A 15106-nucleotide genomic window follows, 5' to 3' on the forward strand; every position below is an offset into this window, starting at 1 on the left:
ACGGTCATCGACGAGCGCCTACATCGTCTCGCGCCCTGCGCCCCTCTCCCGGGCGCAAAAACAACATCTCGCGAACTACCGTCTGGCCTTGACCTCTACTCACATCCTCCGTTTTTGCTGTCGGTGTCCTCTTGCCGGTCGTTGTACCGCTCCAGTTCGCGCCCGATTTTCTCGAGCGCCTCGACACCACGTTCGAGGAGCTGGTGGGTGGCTCGAGCCAGTCGAAGCGTCTCCATCAGTGCTCCCCCTCCTGGGGTTCGATGAGGTCGTTGCTCTCCTCGGCGAGCTCCTGAATCACCTGTTCTAGGTCAGCATCCTCGGAAACCGTCTGATGTGCGAGCGGGGCAGGATATGCACGGTCGCCCTGACTGCAGAGCACGACTAGCCACTCGTCGGTTCCCTCTCCGAGCACGATGTAGTGGTCACGATCAGCGCGCTGGAAGACCCGCCGATCGGGGCGGGAGATGGTTCGCCAGTTTTCGGAGAGCGTCGGCGACGGCCGCCCACCGTCGGGGAGGGCGACGACGTCGTCGGTGATTGACGCCATCGCGGCGCCGATTTCCTCGCCGGTAAGGTGCCAGCACGCCGCGGCACCGTCGCACTCCAGCTGTGAGACCACCTGATTACGGAACGCGATGTAGTGCTCTCGGGCGACTTGCTCGTCGTCGTAGTAGTCGAGTAGGAGCGCGCACGCGAGCTGAGCGGGCCCGCTACCACTGTACCCCCACTCGAACCCGCTTGGACTGTGGTTGACGAGGTCTAGACTGCGCTTGAGGGGGAGCCGCCGATGCTCTGAGAGGTTCAGGACGACGGCTTGGCCATCGACGCGGAAGCCGACGTATTCGACTGTGTCTCGGTGGGATTGTGTGGGCGATGCTACTGAGACTGCCTCTGAACCGGCTGCAGGTGCGTTCCCGTTCATACGTTGCTCGCGGGCGGTTCGGTGACCCCCGCACCCCTCTCAGGGGTTCAACAAACAGGACGGCGTAGCGTTCGACAACGTATTTGGCAGTTGCAACGTACTATCCAGATATATCCGAATGGCTGTACTGGACGACCTCTCCGGGTTCGAGTTTGAGGACGTGATGGAAGACGTCTTCCGGAACCTCGGCTACGAGAACGTCCGCCAGGCAGAACGGACTGCCGACGAGGGACGCGACGTCATCATGGAGGAGGTCGTCGACGGCACTCGGCGCGCGATCATCGTCGAGTGCAAGCACACGGACACCGTCGGGCGACCGGTTGTCCAGAAGCTCCATTCGGCGATTGCCACGTTCGACTTCGACGGTCCGAAGCGAGGGATGGTCGCTACCACCGGCCGATTCACCAACCCCGCCCAGGAGTACGCGACACGCCTCCAGGAGAACGACGACCCACATCCCATCGAGCTGCTCGACGGCGAGGACCTGCGGGAGATTGCCGACGATATCGGTCTCGACCTCTACAACGGTCGGATCGAAATCCTCTGTGACGAAACGCTTCGGCCGTACGACCCGGCGGCCGACGTCGACGCGCCCGTTGAGGAGGCGTTCCGCGACATCGAGAACATCGAGGCGGGCGACCTGCCGACGCCCCGCTCGGAAGCGGCGTTTCGACCGGTGGTGGCTGTCACTGCCGACACAAACGCGGTCTTCGAAACGTCGGTCGGCGTCATCCACCGGATCAACGAACGGACGCGGTTCGTCGTCCACGCCGAACGCGGGCAGCCGCAGGTCGCTGCCGACGATGTCGCGACGTTGGTCACGGAGAACCTCCATGCAACTGTTGACCTGGACATCGACCGCTTCGGCGAGGTGTTCGACGCCGTCGAGGAGCACAGGTACGGGCAAACCCAGACGGAGTACAAGGAGTGGGCCGTCGACCGGCTCCAGGACCACCACACGACGACGGTCACCTACACCGGCGACAACAACGTCACGTACAACAAGACCTGCGAGCCGAATCGCTCGGACATCTCCGTCCAGTCGATCGAGCCAGTCTACCTCCCCGAGGTTCGACAAACGACGGAGCTTCAGGAGTACACCTACCCCTACGAATACTTCGCAGCGGGCCCCTCGCGGGTCACCGCCGAGGACGGCATCCACCGCTGCGTCCACTGCGAGACCAGCAGCGTCGACGAGGCGTATACGTTCTGTCCCAACTGCGGAGCGATCGCCTGCGACAGCCACATCAAGACCGAACGGCTCGATCAGGAACCGGTCTGTACGGGCTGTGCGGTCACCAAGCGGTTCGCGCTGAAGACGAAGTACTTCTACGACGAGGAGAACCTTGAGGCGTTCCGCGAGGAGTACGCCGACATGCCCATCCACGAGAAGGCGATGGAGAACAAGGTCCTCACGGCTGGTGGGGTAGTTACTGCAGTTGTACTACTGCTTGGCATCCTCGCGCTCGGAGGCGTAATCTGAGGGCCAAGGCGTCGAATCGTTTACCGCTCTGCCCAGGTTCGACGGTATTCAAAAACCTCCCGAGGATGTTGATGCTCTCTCACCTCTGACATTAATCTGCTCAGAGCGCAAACTCTTCATTCTAATACGAACCTGTGTTCCCCTGTCCATTTTATCGAGCAACGACTATTCTACAGGTATGCCTTCTAAGCCGGTCGGAGATGAGTGGACTGTCGAGTGGATGACGCCCAAGCCGAACAGCGATGGATTCCTTGATAACTTGGTGCTGAGCCCGGAACAAGCAGCTGAATACGGGGACGACCTCGTAATGGCTCTACGTGTGGACGGTGAAATACTTCGAGAGCGCGGATTAGACCCTAAAGAACCGTTTGGGTGGAAAATCGAAAACGGTGGGCTACTGATGAAACAAATTTCTCGCCAAGCGTTTGAATGGGTCGCGGAAAGCGACCGAGAAGATTCACTCTATGCCCAGCAGGTACTGGATTCTCGAGCTCAACGGCGGATTCGTGGCTCTCAGTAACAATCGGTCACTCTTCTGTTTCGACGTAATCCGTATTGAGCTTCGCTAATATTCCGAAATTGAAACTCGGAGATGACCTTCGGCAAACGATCAACTCGTAGATGCGGCGATTGTGTGGTGTGTCGCACGTAACAACCCCCGTCCTTGTCCGCCTTTCTACGCTAGATGTGACACCCCGTCTGGCTCCTCGACGCCGTTGAACTCTCCTCGCACCACCGGTTCCCAGTCCTCACCCGGCTCTGGACTCCACCAGTCGACCTTGTAGGCGCCCGGTGCGCCGAGGATCTTCACGCGGGCCGACCCATCAGGCAGGTCGCGACGGAGTTTCTCGTTGACGTGGAGGTTCCAGGTCGTGGTTGTATCGAAGCAGGCGAGCACGGCCTCCTCGTAGCCGCGTGTCTCTCGGGATTCTTGGATTTCGACCTGGGTGTTACAGTTCTTGCAGAACACCCCCTCGAAGGGGATGTGAGTGAAAACCTCCTGCCCGCAGACGGGGCACCAGAGGAACTCGAACAGTGCCTTACTGTGTCGGTCAAGTACTTCGAGGGTCATAGGTTGACTAACCCGGTCGTACCGGGCCACCACCTCGTGCCCGGTCGAAAAACAGCGCCGACCGCTCACCCACTTACCGCTCGGCGCCGTAGACGGTGCGTGAGGGGGCTTCGTACCCACAGTCGGGGCAGTCGTACCACCGCTGGACTTTGGCCCCGTCTGCTGCCTTCTCGCCGACACGAACGTCGTCACTCGGACACTCCGGACAGCTGAGGTTCGGAGACGGACGCTCCCGGAGTTTGTCACGGAATGACGTCGCGTCCTTTGTCTCGTATCCCCGCGACCACACCGGGTAGCCGTCGACGAGGATTGCCCCGCGCCACTTGTACCGGTAGGAGTCCGGGGCTCGATGCAGGACGGCTCGCGCACCTGTCTCAGTGTTCCGATACGCGAGTGTTGGCGAGCGGCTTTCGCGTCGCCAGTTGGTGATGGGAGGCATATTCAGAAGTGGACGTCAGCGGGTACGATCCAGAGCTCTTCACTCTCCTCGAGGAGTCGATCCAGCTGTCCACGGTGGCGAATGCCGGTTCCGTGTTCGGTGTACAGGAAGATCGTCGGGCCATCGTACGCACCGACCTGGTGGAAGGCGTGCCGGGCGAGGTCCTCATCGCGCATGATCTCCTCGTCGGAGAGCTCGTCGATGGCCTCCTTCACCCGGTCGAGATTACGCTCGAATTCCTCCTTCGTCGCCTCCCAGCCACGCTCAAGGAGATCCTGGCCACCATCAGAGTCGACGGGGGCTGCAGTCGGCAACTCTCCCCATCGCGCCTTCCCCGCAACGGACGTGTCCTCCTCGTCGAAGGTCACGTAGTAGTCGAAGACGGCGCCGGCGTGTGGGTCCGCGCCGACCAGGCGGTCGAACACCGACTTTCCGGTGGCCAGCGCGTTGTCGTGCGTCGATGCCTCTACCAGTGCGTAAATCACCATATGCATCTCGAACACCTCGAAACGCCGACGCACCGGGTGTCGTTGCTCGCTCCAGCTGCGCCGGCACCCATCGCCGGCGCTCGAAAAACCTGCTCGTGACGGCGGATTCTCAGGCCTCGTCCGCTCGTTCGACAGTGATCGTCAAGTCGCCGGACTCGTAGTCCGACTTGAAATCAACGGTGAACGCGTCCGAATTGTAGGCGGCGTGGTAGGCGCGGTGACGCTCGAGGGACCCGGTCGCCTTGAAGTGGAAGAACGCTGCCGCCGTGTAGGGCTTGCTCTGTGTTTCGACCTGCGACTCGACGGATGCGGGGAGCGCGATTTGGGGTGTCTCCGTGTCGATACTCGCAGCGAACTCCTTCGCTTCCTCGACGGTTGCTTGCGAATGTGCCGGTGTCTTGCCGATGAGGACGTTCACCGGGGTTTCCGTGCCGTCGGTGAACAGAACGTCTTCGAAGGTGTGTGTTCCGAGGATCGCCTCGGGATCTAACTCGCAGTCGTCGAAGAAATCATCAGCTGTTTCATCGGTCATCAAATCACGAGCCTACGGCGGGGCTCGGTCCTTCCTGCCCCTGAAAAAGAACAGTTGCTACGAGACAAATTAATAAGAAAGTAACATTAATCTGGTCTTTAGTAGGTAGCTACGTAACTCTATCAGACTTCACATCCTCTACGATGTGAATTGCAGCAGTACTAATACAAAATCGCACGACAGTATTATGCAATTGTATTGACTGAAATGGACATCCCCCTCGAGACAGCGAACCCGGAGCACATGTATCGAATAAACCGCCACCCTGCTCTCGACCGTTAACCGTGGAAGCAGAGCAAACGTCTCGTCTGACAGCTTTAGAGGTCCTGTCACTCCAGGATCTGCTTCCCGAATATCGGGAGGAGGTCATCGACCGCCTGAAAATGGTCGAGTCAGTCGAGAATCTCTCTTCTCGCAATCAGCTTAGGGTTATCGGCTGGCTCGTTGACCACGGCGCCGACATCGAAAGTCGAATCGCGATCTCCGCAGGGATTGACCTCGCCAAAGACCTGGACCCGTCTTCGCTTGATGCCGAGCTCCGCGGAATGTTGAACTACCGGCTCGGCACAGCATATTCGAACCGGATGTCCTTGGAGGCCGACCGGGGCGACGAATGGCTCTGGGAGAACACCGACCGGGAACACGCTATCCGGCACTATCGCCTCGCAATTCAGGAAGATACCGTAGACGAACTCTCGCCACTAGAACAATGGCGGTCGTTCACGAACCTAGGGAATCTGTATTCGACCATCGGGCGGTTCGTCGAGGCGTTCGACTTCTGGAATGAGGCGTTAATCCGCCAACCGTACTTCTTCCCTGCCCGGGGTCAACGCGGCATCGGCTTCTACACGTACGGGAGGCATGACTACGACGAGGGGCATCGTGCGGTTCTGCTGAAGAAAGCGTACGATGAAATAGAGAAGGCAAAGATGGACCGCCTCGTAGGCCTCTCGCCCGAGAAAACGCTCCAGCAGTTCGACCGGTATCAAACCCGAATCACAGCCGAGTTCAAGTCTTCACCCCCATCTGATGAGATTCTTGACTTCGAGGAGAGTGACCTCGGGGACAGCGACGAGGAGCGAGCGTATCGACGGTGGGGTCTCCGGCATCGTCTCTTTCTGAACACGCTGAACGATGTAACGGACGAGCCGATTGCTGCTCAAGATACACTCCATCTTGGCCAGCTACTGGACGCTCGGACGGAACGAATCGTGACCTGTCTTGGATTATGGAATCATTTGGTCGAGGAGTACGTGACTGCCCGGTATTTGCTGTACCAGGGGAGTCACCCTGACGGCCCGCACTTCGCAGATAAGGAGGTCTCTCTGACGAATACGCTGGATTACCCCGTTCACTCCGTGTATGGTGAGCAGCTGAAGATTGCACTCCGGACAGCGTACTCTCTGTTCGATAAGATCGCGCAGTTCATCAACTACTATTTCGAATGCGGCCGCGATACGGAGGACGTCTCATTTACCGACATCTGGTTCCAGAACCGGCACGGGAGTACTCTGCAAGAGAAATTTTCAGGCCGGGCGAACCTACCGCTTCGAGGACTGTACTGGTTGAGTAAGGACCTGCGAGATGATTCGCTACGGATAGAGAACTCGCTGGATTTGGCGGGCCGAGAGCTTACTGAACTGCGGAATGGTGTCGAGCACCGGTATGTGAAACTCACGGCGTGGGAGACAACGGAGCGACCAGCGGGCCATTTTACGGATGAATTAGCGACGAAGATGGCACGAGACGAATTCGAGACGAAAGCAGTCACGATGCTGCGGAAAACCCGAGCAGCACTCATCTACCTTGCCTTCGCCGTCAATCTCGAAGAGGAACGGAAGCCCAGCCGCGAGTTGCCTGCTATGCCTCTCGAGTTTGGGGCACTTAGGAACACTCTCCAGTGACGAATAGTTGTGGCCGAGAGGCTTTTGTTGAAACTCTGTCTTCCCGGCTCAGAAGTAACATCCTCCCACGACTGTTGTCGGTGGCTTCCCACGCTAACCCAAGGGCAGTTGGTTGTCTCTTCGGGTTTCCTGTCCGACGAACTGGTGGGAGTGCCACGCGCCCTATCACGAGCCTACGGCGGGGCTCACCCATTCCGACCCCTGAAAAACAGTAGCTGCCACGAAGCAGATCGTACTAGGAGTGGTTCAGGCTCGCCTTCTCGAAGGGTGATTCCCCGGTCGGAATGAGCAGGTCCTGTTGGTCTCCGACTCGCTCGGCCAGCTTCCGTTTCAGGTACTGCCTCGCCGTTGACGGTGTGAACACGCCCTTGTCGAGCATGTCGCCGACGACGTCTTTGAGGGCCGCGAACTGGCCCTGCAGGTGACCATCACCGACCGGCTCGCCGTCGTACCAGCGCACCGTCGCGAGCGCGCCGTTCCCGACTGTCTCTCCCTGTTCGACCGTCTCCGAGTCGTACTGGAGCCCGAACCACAGCGTCCGATAGGCGGTCACCTCAAACGTCGTCGACACCACGAAGAACGCCTCGTGGTGGAGGTAGTCGAGATGGTCCGCGACGATCTCGTCGAGGGTGAGCCCGGTGGCGCGGGGTTTCGGCTCGACGACCGTCGACGGTCGATCCTCGCCAGCGAGGTAGCCGTTGACCGCATCTGCCTCGAGGCCATCGGCCAGTTCCGCCAGCAGCTGTTTCGCCCACTTGGAGTCGGTGTCGTCGCCACCGAACGGCGATTCAGCCGAAATTCGGCGCTTGAGCTTGGGGTTTGCTGCACCCCAATGGCTGTAGTGGAGCGTGTACTGTCCGTCTGTGCGTTCGTACGCAACGAGTGCGCGGTGTCCCATCGAGCAATCACCTCACGGGGCGACCGCGACTGGACCGCCCCGCACCCCTCCCGGGGGACGAACAACGCTACTCGTCGATCGGGTCGGGGGAACTGAGGTCCGCGTGGAGGACTTCGCCATTGTGAACGACGTACCGCTTGGCCAGGACTGGGAAGCGGCACTTGGTGAACCCCGCCGTCTGGATATCGAGTTCTTCGTTGGCTTCGAGGTGGTCGGCGAGTTCTCGCAGGAATTCGTGGGTCACGATCCCGCCTTCGTAGTCCGGCAGGCCGTTCTCTCGCGCCTCGTACACCTCGAAGTCGTCGTACCCCCAGATAGTGAGCTCGCCCTCCTCCGTGACCTCCCAGTCGCGCGTCCCGAAGCAGTAGCTCTCACAGAGCTCGTGGACTGCCTGCGGATCCGATACGATCGCGCCGGTCGACGTCGTCGCAGCTTGCAGTGTCGCCATGTCTGGACTTCACGGGGTCGCCCCCGCACCCCTGTCGGGGGCGATAAACCGACACGAGAGTTGCCTCCCTGGTCGTGGCCGGGGACTCCAGTTAGGAATCTGCGTGGGCGTCCGCCCCGGCTCCGTCGCTCGGCCGCGTGAGAAGGCTCACCTCTTCCAGGAGGTCTCTCGCGGTCTCGACTCGCTCTCGATCCGCGTCGTCCAATCGGTCGACGTCGAGTCGGTTGAGATTGCTGAGTATACGATGCATCCGGTAGCCCTGTTTGAACTCTTGCTCCATCGGAAGCGCCTCACCACTCGCCGGCGCGGAAAGACACCCCATCGAGACTGGCGTCGGGCTTGCAGGATATCACGGTATTAACCAACGAAACTCGGAGCTACCTACAGTGATGTTGGTTAATCGACGCCCAGCACTGGCCCTACTCGAGACTGGGGCCGTAGCGAGCTGCGCCACACATCTGGCACTCCCAGATCGGTTGGCCCGTCCACGCCTCATCCGCGACCGACTCGTGGGTTTTGAACCGATGGTCGGCCGTCCGTCCACAGGTTTGACAGTCGAGGTTCTGCGTCGTCGGCACCGACGACACCTGGCGATCAGCCACAGCCTCCGCAGGTGATTCCGTCAGCGCGATCCCTGGAACCAGCCATACCGCGTCATCGGCGTCGTCGAGGATCGTTGCGAGACGCGACTCGTCGCGGATGCCGTTCCCTCGCTGGTCGTAGAGCCGCGTCGGGGCCTGCTCATGACGCTCCGACGCTTCCTGCCCGTACCACCCTGTCCGATCACGGGCGGCTCTGAGCAGCCGCTCTCCCTCCTCTGACGACACCTGTACCGCGTGGGGGAGTGAGGGCCATTGCTGGGCCAGCTGGCGCGCCGGCGCCTCGTCGAGGTCGTAGATGAGTGTGTAGTCGTCGACGGCCGGCTCCGCCTCGTTGGCAGAGAGGAGGTTCGCCGCGGCGCCGCCCTTCGCGACGGCGCCGTAGAACGTGGTCGACTCGACGACCAGGTGGATGATGCCGAGGAACGTCGTCGACGCTGTTTCGTCCGTGCGAGTCGCGTCACTCTCGAGATGGTTGGTGAGACAGAATCGGCATTTCATCTGGCCATCTGGGACTGACGTCCCACAGGACTGGCACTCGCCGTCGGTGGTCGTCGGCGCATCAGGGTAGCCACCAGCGCTCGTCGCAACGCGTTGCCGCTGGGGGTCACCTTCGTACCCGTCGTCCAGCCTCATGTCCGGAACGTGGGACGCCTCACCGGTCGGCCGCAGTTCCTCATAGTCAGAGTAACGACCGTTCATAGAGTGATCTACAGAGAACATGGCTCGTCTTCGTGTTTAAATCGTAGCGTGGATCGAACGATGTGCAGTACAGACGGAGAGACAGTGATTTGCCTCAGGCGACCTGTTCCTCCAACGTATCTCGGTGTGCCCGGACAGTCGTTTTCGAGGCGTTCGCCACGTCCGCGGCTTCAGATTGCGTCAGCCATCGTCCCTCCTCGCGACCGGCCTTGTAGAGGCAGGCCGCTGCGAACCCGGCCGGATGGACGCCCGTCGTGACGCCGCGTTCCTCGGCCTGCTCCGCGAGTGTTCGGGCCCGCTGTCGGATCTTGTCCGGACACTCGAGGTCCGAGGCGAGGCGCGGTACGAACATGCTGGGGGAGACGGGCTCAGCAGGAAGGCCCAGCTCTTCGTTCAGCGTTTTGTACGCGTTCGTAACCCGTGACTCCGCCACGCGGGCCATCTGGCTGACGTCGTCCACTAACCGCGAGAGGCCGTTGCACCGGCAGGCCCCGTAGATGCTGGCCGCGGCGATGGCCTCGATGGATCTGCCACGAAGCAGATCCTCGTTCTGGGCGCTTCGGAAGAGCTGACACGCCTGGTCACGGACCGAATCGGAGAGCTCGAGGACACTCGCCAACCGACGTACCTCGCCCAGCCCGTGTGCGAGATTCCGTTCCGCCTTCGACCGCCAGCGCCCACGGGTTTGCTCACGGCGCATCCGCGCGAGTCGCCGTCGCTTCTGCCCCGAGAGTTCGTTCCCCTTCGCGTCGGTACCGCGACCGATCTCCGTCGACAGGCCGCGATCGTGGCGAGCCGCAGTGAGTGGAGCACCCGTTCGCTCGCGCTCCTCGTCGTCGTACGCCCGCCACTCCGGCCCGTGATCGATGCGCTGTTCATCGATAACTAGGCCGCAATCTTCGCAGACCGTTTCGACCGCGTTCGTGGTGACTCGTCCGTCGCACTCGGGGCACTGGTTAGCGTTCGATTCCGTCTGGACGTCCTCGTCGAATCCGCTCTCGTAGATGTCTCTGGTTGCCATCGTTCTCACCGTGTTCAGGAACCCGCCTTTACAGCGAGCCCCTCACCCATTGAGGGGCAAATAGACTCTCCGGAGTAGCGCGTCCTCCGTTTCAATTAGTCCTCGATGTCGGCCGTAGAGGAGAGCCAGAACGTTTCGTAGTCGATATCCCAATGCGCCGCATTCGAGGCGACGCCTTGGACATGGTTCTCGCCGGTAATCAGAACAACCTGCGAACATTCGTGCTTCTCGCAGGCTGAGAGAATATTTTCAAACATCCGTTTATCCCTGATTGGTCGACGAACATCGCCGAGTCTCGTCCCTATCGTCGTCGCGAAGGCAACCGCTCCTAAGGCCGCAATCATCCAGGGTATCGAACCGGTAAGTGCCAGCACTATCGACACCAGGAGAAAAACGACTGCAAGCCAGCTCATTAACGTCAAGTGCCGAGGGACCAACTTGGCCCGTTCTGTTAAAGAGACGTCTACTGCTTTCCATTCCACTTCGTGTTTATCGGAGAGCTGTTTGGCAGCCTGAAGACATTGTGTTCGTCCGCCACTCTTCAACGTGAGCTGAGTGGCGTTTCCTGAAGCGACCATCTTCGCTGCGAAAGCTAGATTGCCGACGACAAATGTAGCCAACCGAAGTATGCCGAAAATCACTGCTAACGGGTTCTTCACAACGGTCCACGCAGAATATTTTATCTTCGACGAGTCTCCCTCTGGTGATTCATGGAAAATTCGGTCGACCTCTCCATCGACTTTCTCATCAACTAATGACGGAACACGACGATCAGGATGGCGCACTCCTAAAATCAATAGGTGATTCGGTTTTTCAGCGCTCATTTCACGTTCAAATTGTGGTGCCTGGTTGACGGGGTGTACACGTCATAGGAGTCAATCTATGGGCTACACTCTGGACTAAGGCTGAAGAAATCGAAATCGAAGCTGGAAGACTCGAGATCTTCTTCATCTAGCGCTTCGACTCGTTCTACTTCGTTTTCGTCTAGGAACTCGTATTCTTCACCGATTTCACGGGTGATCCGCTTAATCACAGCTAAAACCTCAGAGATGCCTGATCGAGTCAGTGTGAGAAGCTCCTTGAGCAATACTACGTAAGCCTTCAATCCTAGCGTCCGAGCAACGAACCCGAGCAAGTATTTTCGCGCCATACCCACAAGGAAAGATGCCACACGACCTGTAACGCCAAATGCTGTTGCAAGAAGGTCAGCGACCAAGATTCCGAGGCTCAACAACATATTCTCGATCTCACTCACTGCCTCTTCTGGATCTGCCTCGGTGACCGCACATGCATCATCAACTAATTGACTGAGACTACTGACTATAGGAAGAAGTGACATACTCCACCGTGTCCAGCTCGTTGTTCGGGTCGTCAATTGGTACGCCAACGAAGCATCGTACCCTAACTGATCCTCGACGAGGCCCAGGACGATTTTGAGACCGGAGAGAACCTGAGCTGCTTCAGGTACGGATTCCTCTAAATAATTTCCGTGGAACTCCTCGGGCACTTCGACACAGATGGCAGATGCTAAGTCCCGTCCCGCCTCCACTAATGGTGATTCTTCCTCTGGGAGTCCAGTATAGAGTTCCTCCATCTTCGTGGGTACCTCGTTCTCCACCTTCTCTAACGCAGGGTTGACCGCTCGAACAGAGACATCTACCGATACCCTGTCCTTTGAGGTAGATTCCAGTACATCATCTGTCCAATCGAATACGGCAAAGTAGTCACCTGGCTCCACCACATGTGACTCCGTCAACTCACTGGACGATTCCCGGGTTAAACACTCCAGAGCATACATATCTACTTGAGGAGAGTCTTCTCCCCAACCCAGCTGGCTATCTCTCCACTTTGGAATATTATCTAAATGTATATTCTCGCGGTGGGTTTTTGTCGGCAGAGAGATCTGCCCCAGCGGTCCCAGCGAGTACGTATTATCCGTTAGAAGCGGTCCATCTACAATCGGGAACCGACCGATTTTCGTCTTGTACTCCCCGAAATCGTCCTCATCAAATATCAAGACATCCGGCGTATCGAACCCCTCGTTCGGGGTGACCTCGTACTCGATCAGCATAGGTTCGTCCCACCCGCCATCAATCTCAAACGCCCAGTAACGACGCTCGGACGACAGCACAAGTTCGCCATATGCTTCTGAGTATACTATATCAAGAGTCTCGCCATCCGGAGGTTGGGGTGTTGGCAGATCGCTTTCAGAGTCTGCTCCTCCAACCACACCCGTCCCGAGGAGATACGATCCTCCGATGACAGCACCAGATTTAGTCAGAAACTGTCGACGGGACCTGTCCATTCAGTCCCCAATTTATAGTCCACTCAAAAATGTCTATCCCTGGAACCTCTCCTATTCTGAATTCCCCTTTTGAAATCAATTCTTGAGGCTGTGGTTGTAGGCTTAGCGAAACAAACACGGAGCGGATGGTGTTAGGGCTTAGGTCGATTGGTATACTCCGTCTATCGGGCCAATATGAGCGGCCATCGAATAGGATTACCAAAGTATATCATATCCAGAGACCTACAGGATACACGGTAATGCCTTGTTCTACATGCGGCCATCTTCTCTTCGTGAATCGCGATGAAGAAAAACTACTGTGCCCAAACTGTCTCGACATCGAGCTGGCGGATCGGGCTGTTGTCGAGGACAAAATAGAGCGGGATCGACAGCTTCTGCGAGACGAGAACCTGATCCAGCTTCTAGAAGACTACGACAAAGACCACTTGCTCCTCTACCTCATAGAACGTCTCAATATCATCTCGCATGACTTCTATGAAAATCGTCGTCTGAATATGCGAGAATTCGCCTATATAATTTATCTCATAAAAATCGTATATACGGCAGACGAAAGTCAATTCGGCGACGATCAGCTAAATCGGGGTGACGACCCCGACGACATTATTGACACGCTGCTTTCCACGCAGTCCGAACTCCTTACCGCACTCAATCACGTGGAAGACCAGTTTCGTCTTTGTCTCGAATACCCGGTCCCGATGGACAGGGGAAAATTTCTGTTCAGCGACTACGACTTGCGCGATTCTGAATACAGGTACTGCTTCCAGCGATGCTTGCGGAGCCTGATTGGTGGAAGAGAAGAAGATGTCGACCTATTCGATAAAACACACAACGAGATTCGGAGTTTCGAGAAGCCGTCGAGCGACGAGATCGACACGCTGGAAGACTTCGGCAATACGTTCTACGGGTTCATACTCTCGATGCTCTTCGTCGCCTCGGCTGACAGCATCGTCGGCGATATCTACGCCACCTCGATGCCCGACCACGTTTCGGTGTTCGATCTTACGGAGCTTCTCGACCGTATTGACAGCCAGTTCGCCAACGAAGAAGGGGAACTGATCCTCCAGGACAGCACGCTCGCAATGACGAACGAAGACGGCCTTATTCAAGCCGGAGAGAACACCTTCGGCGACGACTGGGACGAGGTCCGCGAATACGTTGTGGTCGGCGAGGACAATCTCGATGCCCATCCCTTCCTGTTCGAGGTTGAGGTCACAGACGTCTACTACCAGCAACCTGGCCGCCCGCCGAAGACACGGGAACTCACCCGGTTCATCTACCCCCGGTGGTACGCCCAGCTGCTGCGGTTCCAGATCTTCCCGCTCCTCCAGAACGGCGACGAGGACAGTGGCCACGAGATCCTGAACACGGTCGCCACCTGGCGAGGTATAGAGTTTGAGGAGAATCTGTACGAGTACCTTACCGGCCAGGGCTTCGAGTGCTACCACGGCGCGGAGATTCCCGGCGAGGACTCCTCGGAGATCGACCTGCTCGTAGTGAACGACGACGAGGACGAACTCTGGTTCGTCGAATGCAAGTACCTGATGCCGGAGCTCTTGATGAACACTGCCGAGGGCATTGAGGCGCTGAACGGCAAGTTTGATCACAAGGTCTTCAACATCGAGGCAGACGGGTACGAGGGGGCGCCGACCGGACTACCGTTCCCGGAAAAGGTGGATCTGTGGCTTGGACTTGATCCGGGCGACCGATTCACCGCCCTGGACGAACACAGCGAGGAGGTAGAACACGAGATTAGCAACGACTGGCAGGATCTATCGGCGCGAAAGCTGGTGGTCTCAAACCTCGTTCCGTCGTACATCGAGAAAGACTCGGTGGAGTTTCGAACCGATATGGAGCTGCTGGAGATGGTTGAAGAGGAGGACAGCGTTTTCACAGTAAAGCACTGAGCCGTCAATCGGCCGGCGTCAGGCCCTCGCGGTGCTCGGCGAACTTCTTCCGCAACTCGCTGGCGAACACCCACGCCCCCGCTCAACGTACGCCGCCTCCAGCGCCTCGCGGTCGGGGATTGGGTCGCTGCCCCGGTCCATATAGATCAGGTCGTCCTGGATAGTGAAGTACGAGAAACGGCGTACGGCTACGAAGCGGTGGAGGCCTCTGGTGCACGCGAAACGAGCGGAAACCCGTACTTGGCCGTTGTGAACCTCCTCGATTTGATGACGGAGGACGATATCACGTTCCACGTGAGCTTTGGCTGCGATTCCGACGAACCCCTGTCCTAGCGGGGTCTGGGCGTTCCAATTGGAGACCCGTTTTTGACCTGTGCGACCGACGTCCA

The 15106-nt window shown here is 58.4% G+C and carries 17 protein-coding genes; 4 read left to right on the plus strand and 13 right to left on the minus strand.

Annotated features, from left to right (window positions below; genetic code table 11):
- Positions 1–95: 95 nt before the first annotated feature.
- Positions 96–236 (minus strand): hypothetical protein, encoded by a 141-nt coding sequence (locus tag AB2U09_RS00975; protein ID WP_459190821.1) that lies wholly within the window; start codon positions 234–236, stop codon positions 96–98.
- Positions 236–922 carry a DUF6166 domain-containing protein gene (locus AB2U09_RS00980; RefSeq protein ID WP_459190822.1) on the minus strand — a complete coding sequence of 229 codons (687 nt, stop codon included), beginning with the start codon at positions 920–922 and terminating at the stop codon, positions 236–238. The genes AB2U09_RS00975 and AB2U09_RS00980 overlap by 1 nt, the downstream gene beginning before the upstream one ends.
- Before the next feature lie 118 nt (positions 923–1040).
- Here AB2U09_RS00980 and AB2U09_RS00985 point away from each other — a divergent pair, with 118 nt between their 5' ends.
- Both AB2U09_RS00985 and AB2U09_RS00990 read left to right on the plus strand, forming a co-directional pair.
- Positions 1041–2405: a restriction endonuclease gene (locus AB2U09_RS00985; protein WP_459190823.1), complete on the plus strand. Its 1365-nt coding sequence runs from the start codon at positions 1041–1043 to the stop codon at positions 2403–2405.
- Positions 2406–2583: 178 nt separating this feature from the next.
- The gene (locus AB2U09_RS00990) at positions 2584–2925 is read left to right on the plus strand and encodes a hypothetical protein (protein WP_459190824.1); all 342 of its coding nucleotides are present in this window, start codon (positions 2584–2586) and stop codon (positions 2923–2925) included.
- 156 nt (positions 2926–3081) lie between these two features.
- On the opposite strand, the gene AB2U09_RS00995 is transcribed toward AB2U09_RS00990, so the two are convergent.
- The 4 genes from AB2U09_RS00995 to AB2U09_RS01010 all read right to left on the minus strand — a co-directional run bounded on the left by AB2U09_RS00995 (position 3082) and on the right by AB2U09_RS01010 (position 4936).
- Complete coding sequence (locus tag AB2U09_RS00995) at positions 3082–3477, minus strand: DUF7567 family protein (protein ID WP_459190825.1); 396 nt, start codon at positions 3475–3477, stop codon at positions 3082–3084.
- A 73-nt stretch (positions 3478–3550) separates the two neighbouring features.
- Positions 3551–3916 (minus strand): DUF7568 family protein, encoded by a 366-nt coding sequence (locus AB2U09_RS01000; RefSeq protein ID WP_459190826.1) that lies wholly within the window; start codon positions 3914–3916, stop codon positions 3551–3553.
- 2 nt (positions 3917–3918) lie between these two features.
- On the minus strand, positions 3919–4410 hold the full coding sequence (locus AB2U09_RS01005; RefSeq protein WP_459190827.1) for a DUF7995 family protein: 492 nt from the start codon (positions 4408–4410) through the stop codon (positions 3919–3921).
- 103 nt (positions 4411–4513) lie between these two features.
- A complete protein-coding gene (locus AB2U09_RS01010; RefSeq protein WP_459190828.1) occupies positions 4514–4936 on the minus strand; it encodes a DUF8025 family protein in 423 nt (140 codons plus the stop codon).
- A 284-nt stretch (positions 4937–5220) separates the two neighbouring features.
- On the opposite strand from AB2U09_RS01010, the gene AB2U09_RS01015 reads away from it, so the two are divergent.
- The gene (locus AB2U09_RS01015) at positions 5221–6840 is read left to right on the plus strand and encodes an LA2681 family HEPN domain-containing protein (RefSeq protein WP_459190829.1); all 1620 of its coding nucleotides are present in this window, start codon (positions 5221–5223) and stop codon (positions 6838–6840) included.
- Positions 6841–7075: 235 nt separating this feature from the next.
- On the opposite strand, the gene AB2U09_RS01020 is transcribed toward AB2U09_RS01015, so the two are convergent.
- From AB2U09_RS01020 to AB2U09_RS01050, 7 genes are all read right to left on the minus strand, one after another.
- A complete protein-coding gene (locus tag AB2U09_RS01020) occupies positions 7076–7738 on the minus strand; it encodes a DUF6735 family protein (protein WP_459190830.1) in 663 nt (220 codons plus the stop codon).
- A gap of 67 nt (positions 7739–7805) precedes the next feature.
- Positions 7806–8186, minus strand: coding sequence for a hypothetical protein (locus tag AB2U09_RS01025; RefSeq protein ID WP_459190831.1), 381 nt, complete (start codon positions 8184–8186; stop codon positions 7806–7808).
- A gap of 91 nt (positions 8187–8277) precedes the next feature.
- Entirely contained in the window at positions 8278–8466 is a 189-nt protein-coding gene (locus AB2U09_RS01030; protein ID WP_006183366.1) for a DUF8012 family protein, read from the minus strand.
- Between the two features lie 139 nt (positions 8467–8605).
- Positions 8606–9487: a biosurfactant protein 1 gene (locus tag AB2U09_RS01035; protein WP_459190832.1), complete on the minus strand. Its 882-nt coding sequence runs from the start codon at positions 9485–9487 to the stop codon at positions 8606–8608.
- Between the two features lie 94 nt (positions 9488–9581).
- Entirely contained in the window at positions 9582–10508 is a 927-nt protein-coding gene (locus AB2U09_RS01040; RefSeq protein ID WP_459190833.1) for a transcription initiation factor IIB, read from the minus strand.
- A 95-nt stretch (positions 10509–10603) separates the two neighbouring features.
- Positions 10604–11332, minus strand: coding sequence for a hypothetical protein (locus tag AB2U09_RS01045; protein WP_459190834.1), 729 nt, complete (start codon positions 11330–11332; stop codon positions 10604–10606).
- 56 nt (positions 11333–11388) lie between these two features.
- Entirely contained in the window at positions 11389–12813 is a 1425-nt protein-coding gene (locus tag AB2U09_RS01050) for a hypothetical protein (protein ID WP_459190835.1), read from the minus strand.
- Positions 12814–13085: 272 nt separating this feature from the next.
- Between AB2U09_RS01050 and AB2U09_RS01055 the strand changes: the two genes are divergently transcribed.
- Positions 13086–14717, plus strand: coding sequence for a hypothetical protein (locus AB2U09_RS01055; protein ID WP_459190836.1), 1632 nt, complete (start codon positions 13086–13088; stop codon positions 14715–14717).
- Positions 14718–15106: the final 389 nt, after the last annotated feature.

The organism is Halosimplex yunnanense, from assembly GCF_054504345.1.

What these genes read in the sequence shown, in the direction of transcription:
- AB2U09_RS00975 (WP_459190821.1), bottom strand. Translation starts at nt 236, where the DNA reads ATGGAGACGCTTCGACTGGCTCGAGCCACCCACCAGCTCCTCGAACGT.
- AB2U09_RS00980 (WP_459190822.1), bottom strand. Translation starts at nt 922, where the DNA reads ATGAACGGGAACGCACCTGCAGCCGGTTCAGAGGCAGTCTCAGTAGCA.
- AB2U09_RS00985 (WP_459190823.1), top strand. Translation starts at nt 1,041, where the DNA reads ATGGCTGTACTGGACGACCTCTCCGGGTTCGAGTTTGAGGACGTGATG.
- AB2U09_RS00990 (WP_459190824.1), top strand. Translation starts at nt 2,584, where the DNA reads ATGCCTTCTAAGCCGGTCGGAGATGAGTGGACTGTCGAGTGGATGACG.
- AB2U09_RS00995 (WP_459190825.1), bottom strand. Translation starts at nt 3,477, where the DNA reads ATGACCCTCGAAGTACTTGACCGACACAGTAAGGCACTGTTCGAGTTC.
- AB2U09_RS01000 (WP_459190826.1), bottom strand. Translation starts at nt 3,916, where the DNA reads ATGCCTCCCATCACCAACTGGCGACGCGAAAGCCGCTCGCCAACACTC.
- AB2U09_RS01005 (WP_459190827.1), bottom strand. Translation starts at nt 4,410, where the DNA reads ATGCATATGGTGATTTACGCACTGGTAGAGGCATCGACGCACGACAAC.
- AB2U09_RS01010 (WP_459190828.1), bottom strand. Translation starts at nt 4,936, where the DNA reads ATGACCGATGAAACAGCTGATGATTTCTTCGACGACTGCGAGTTAGAT.
- AB2U09_RS01020 (WP_459190830.1), bottom strand. Translation starts at nt 7,738, where the DNA reads ATGGGACACCGCGCACTCGTTGCGTACGAACGCACAGACGGACAGTAC.
- AB2U09_RS01025 (WP_459190831.1), bottom strand. Translation starts at nt 8,186, where the DNA reads ATGGCGACACTGCAAGCTGCGACGACGTCGACCGGCGCGATCGTATCG.
- AB2U09_RS01030 (WP_006183366.1), bottom strand. Translation starts at nt 8,466, where the DNA reads ATGGAGCAAGAGTTCAAACAGGGCTACCGGATGCATCGTATACTCAGC.
- AB2U09_RS01035 (WP_459190832.1), bottom strand. Translation starts at nt 9,487, where the DNA reads ATGAACGGTCGTTACTCTGACTATGAGGAACTGCGGCCGACCGGTGAG.
- AB2U09_RS01040 (WP_459190833.1), bottom strand. Translation starts at nt 10,508, where the DNA reads ATGGCAACCAGAGACATCTACGAGAGCGGATTCGACGAGGACGTCCAG.
- AB2U09_RS01045 (WP_459190834.1), bottom strand. Translation starts at nt 11,332, where the DNA reads ATGAGCGCTGAAAAACCGAATCACCTATTGATTTTAGGAGTGCGCCAT.
- AB2U09_RS01050 (WP_459190835.1), bottom strand. Translation starts at nt 12,813, where the DNA reads ATGGACAGGTCCCGTCGACAGTTTCTGACTAAATCTGGTGCTGTCATC.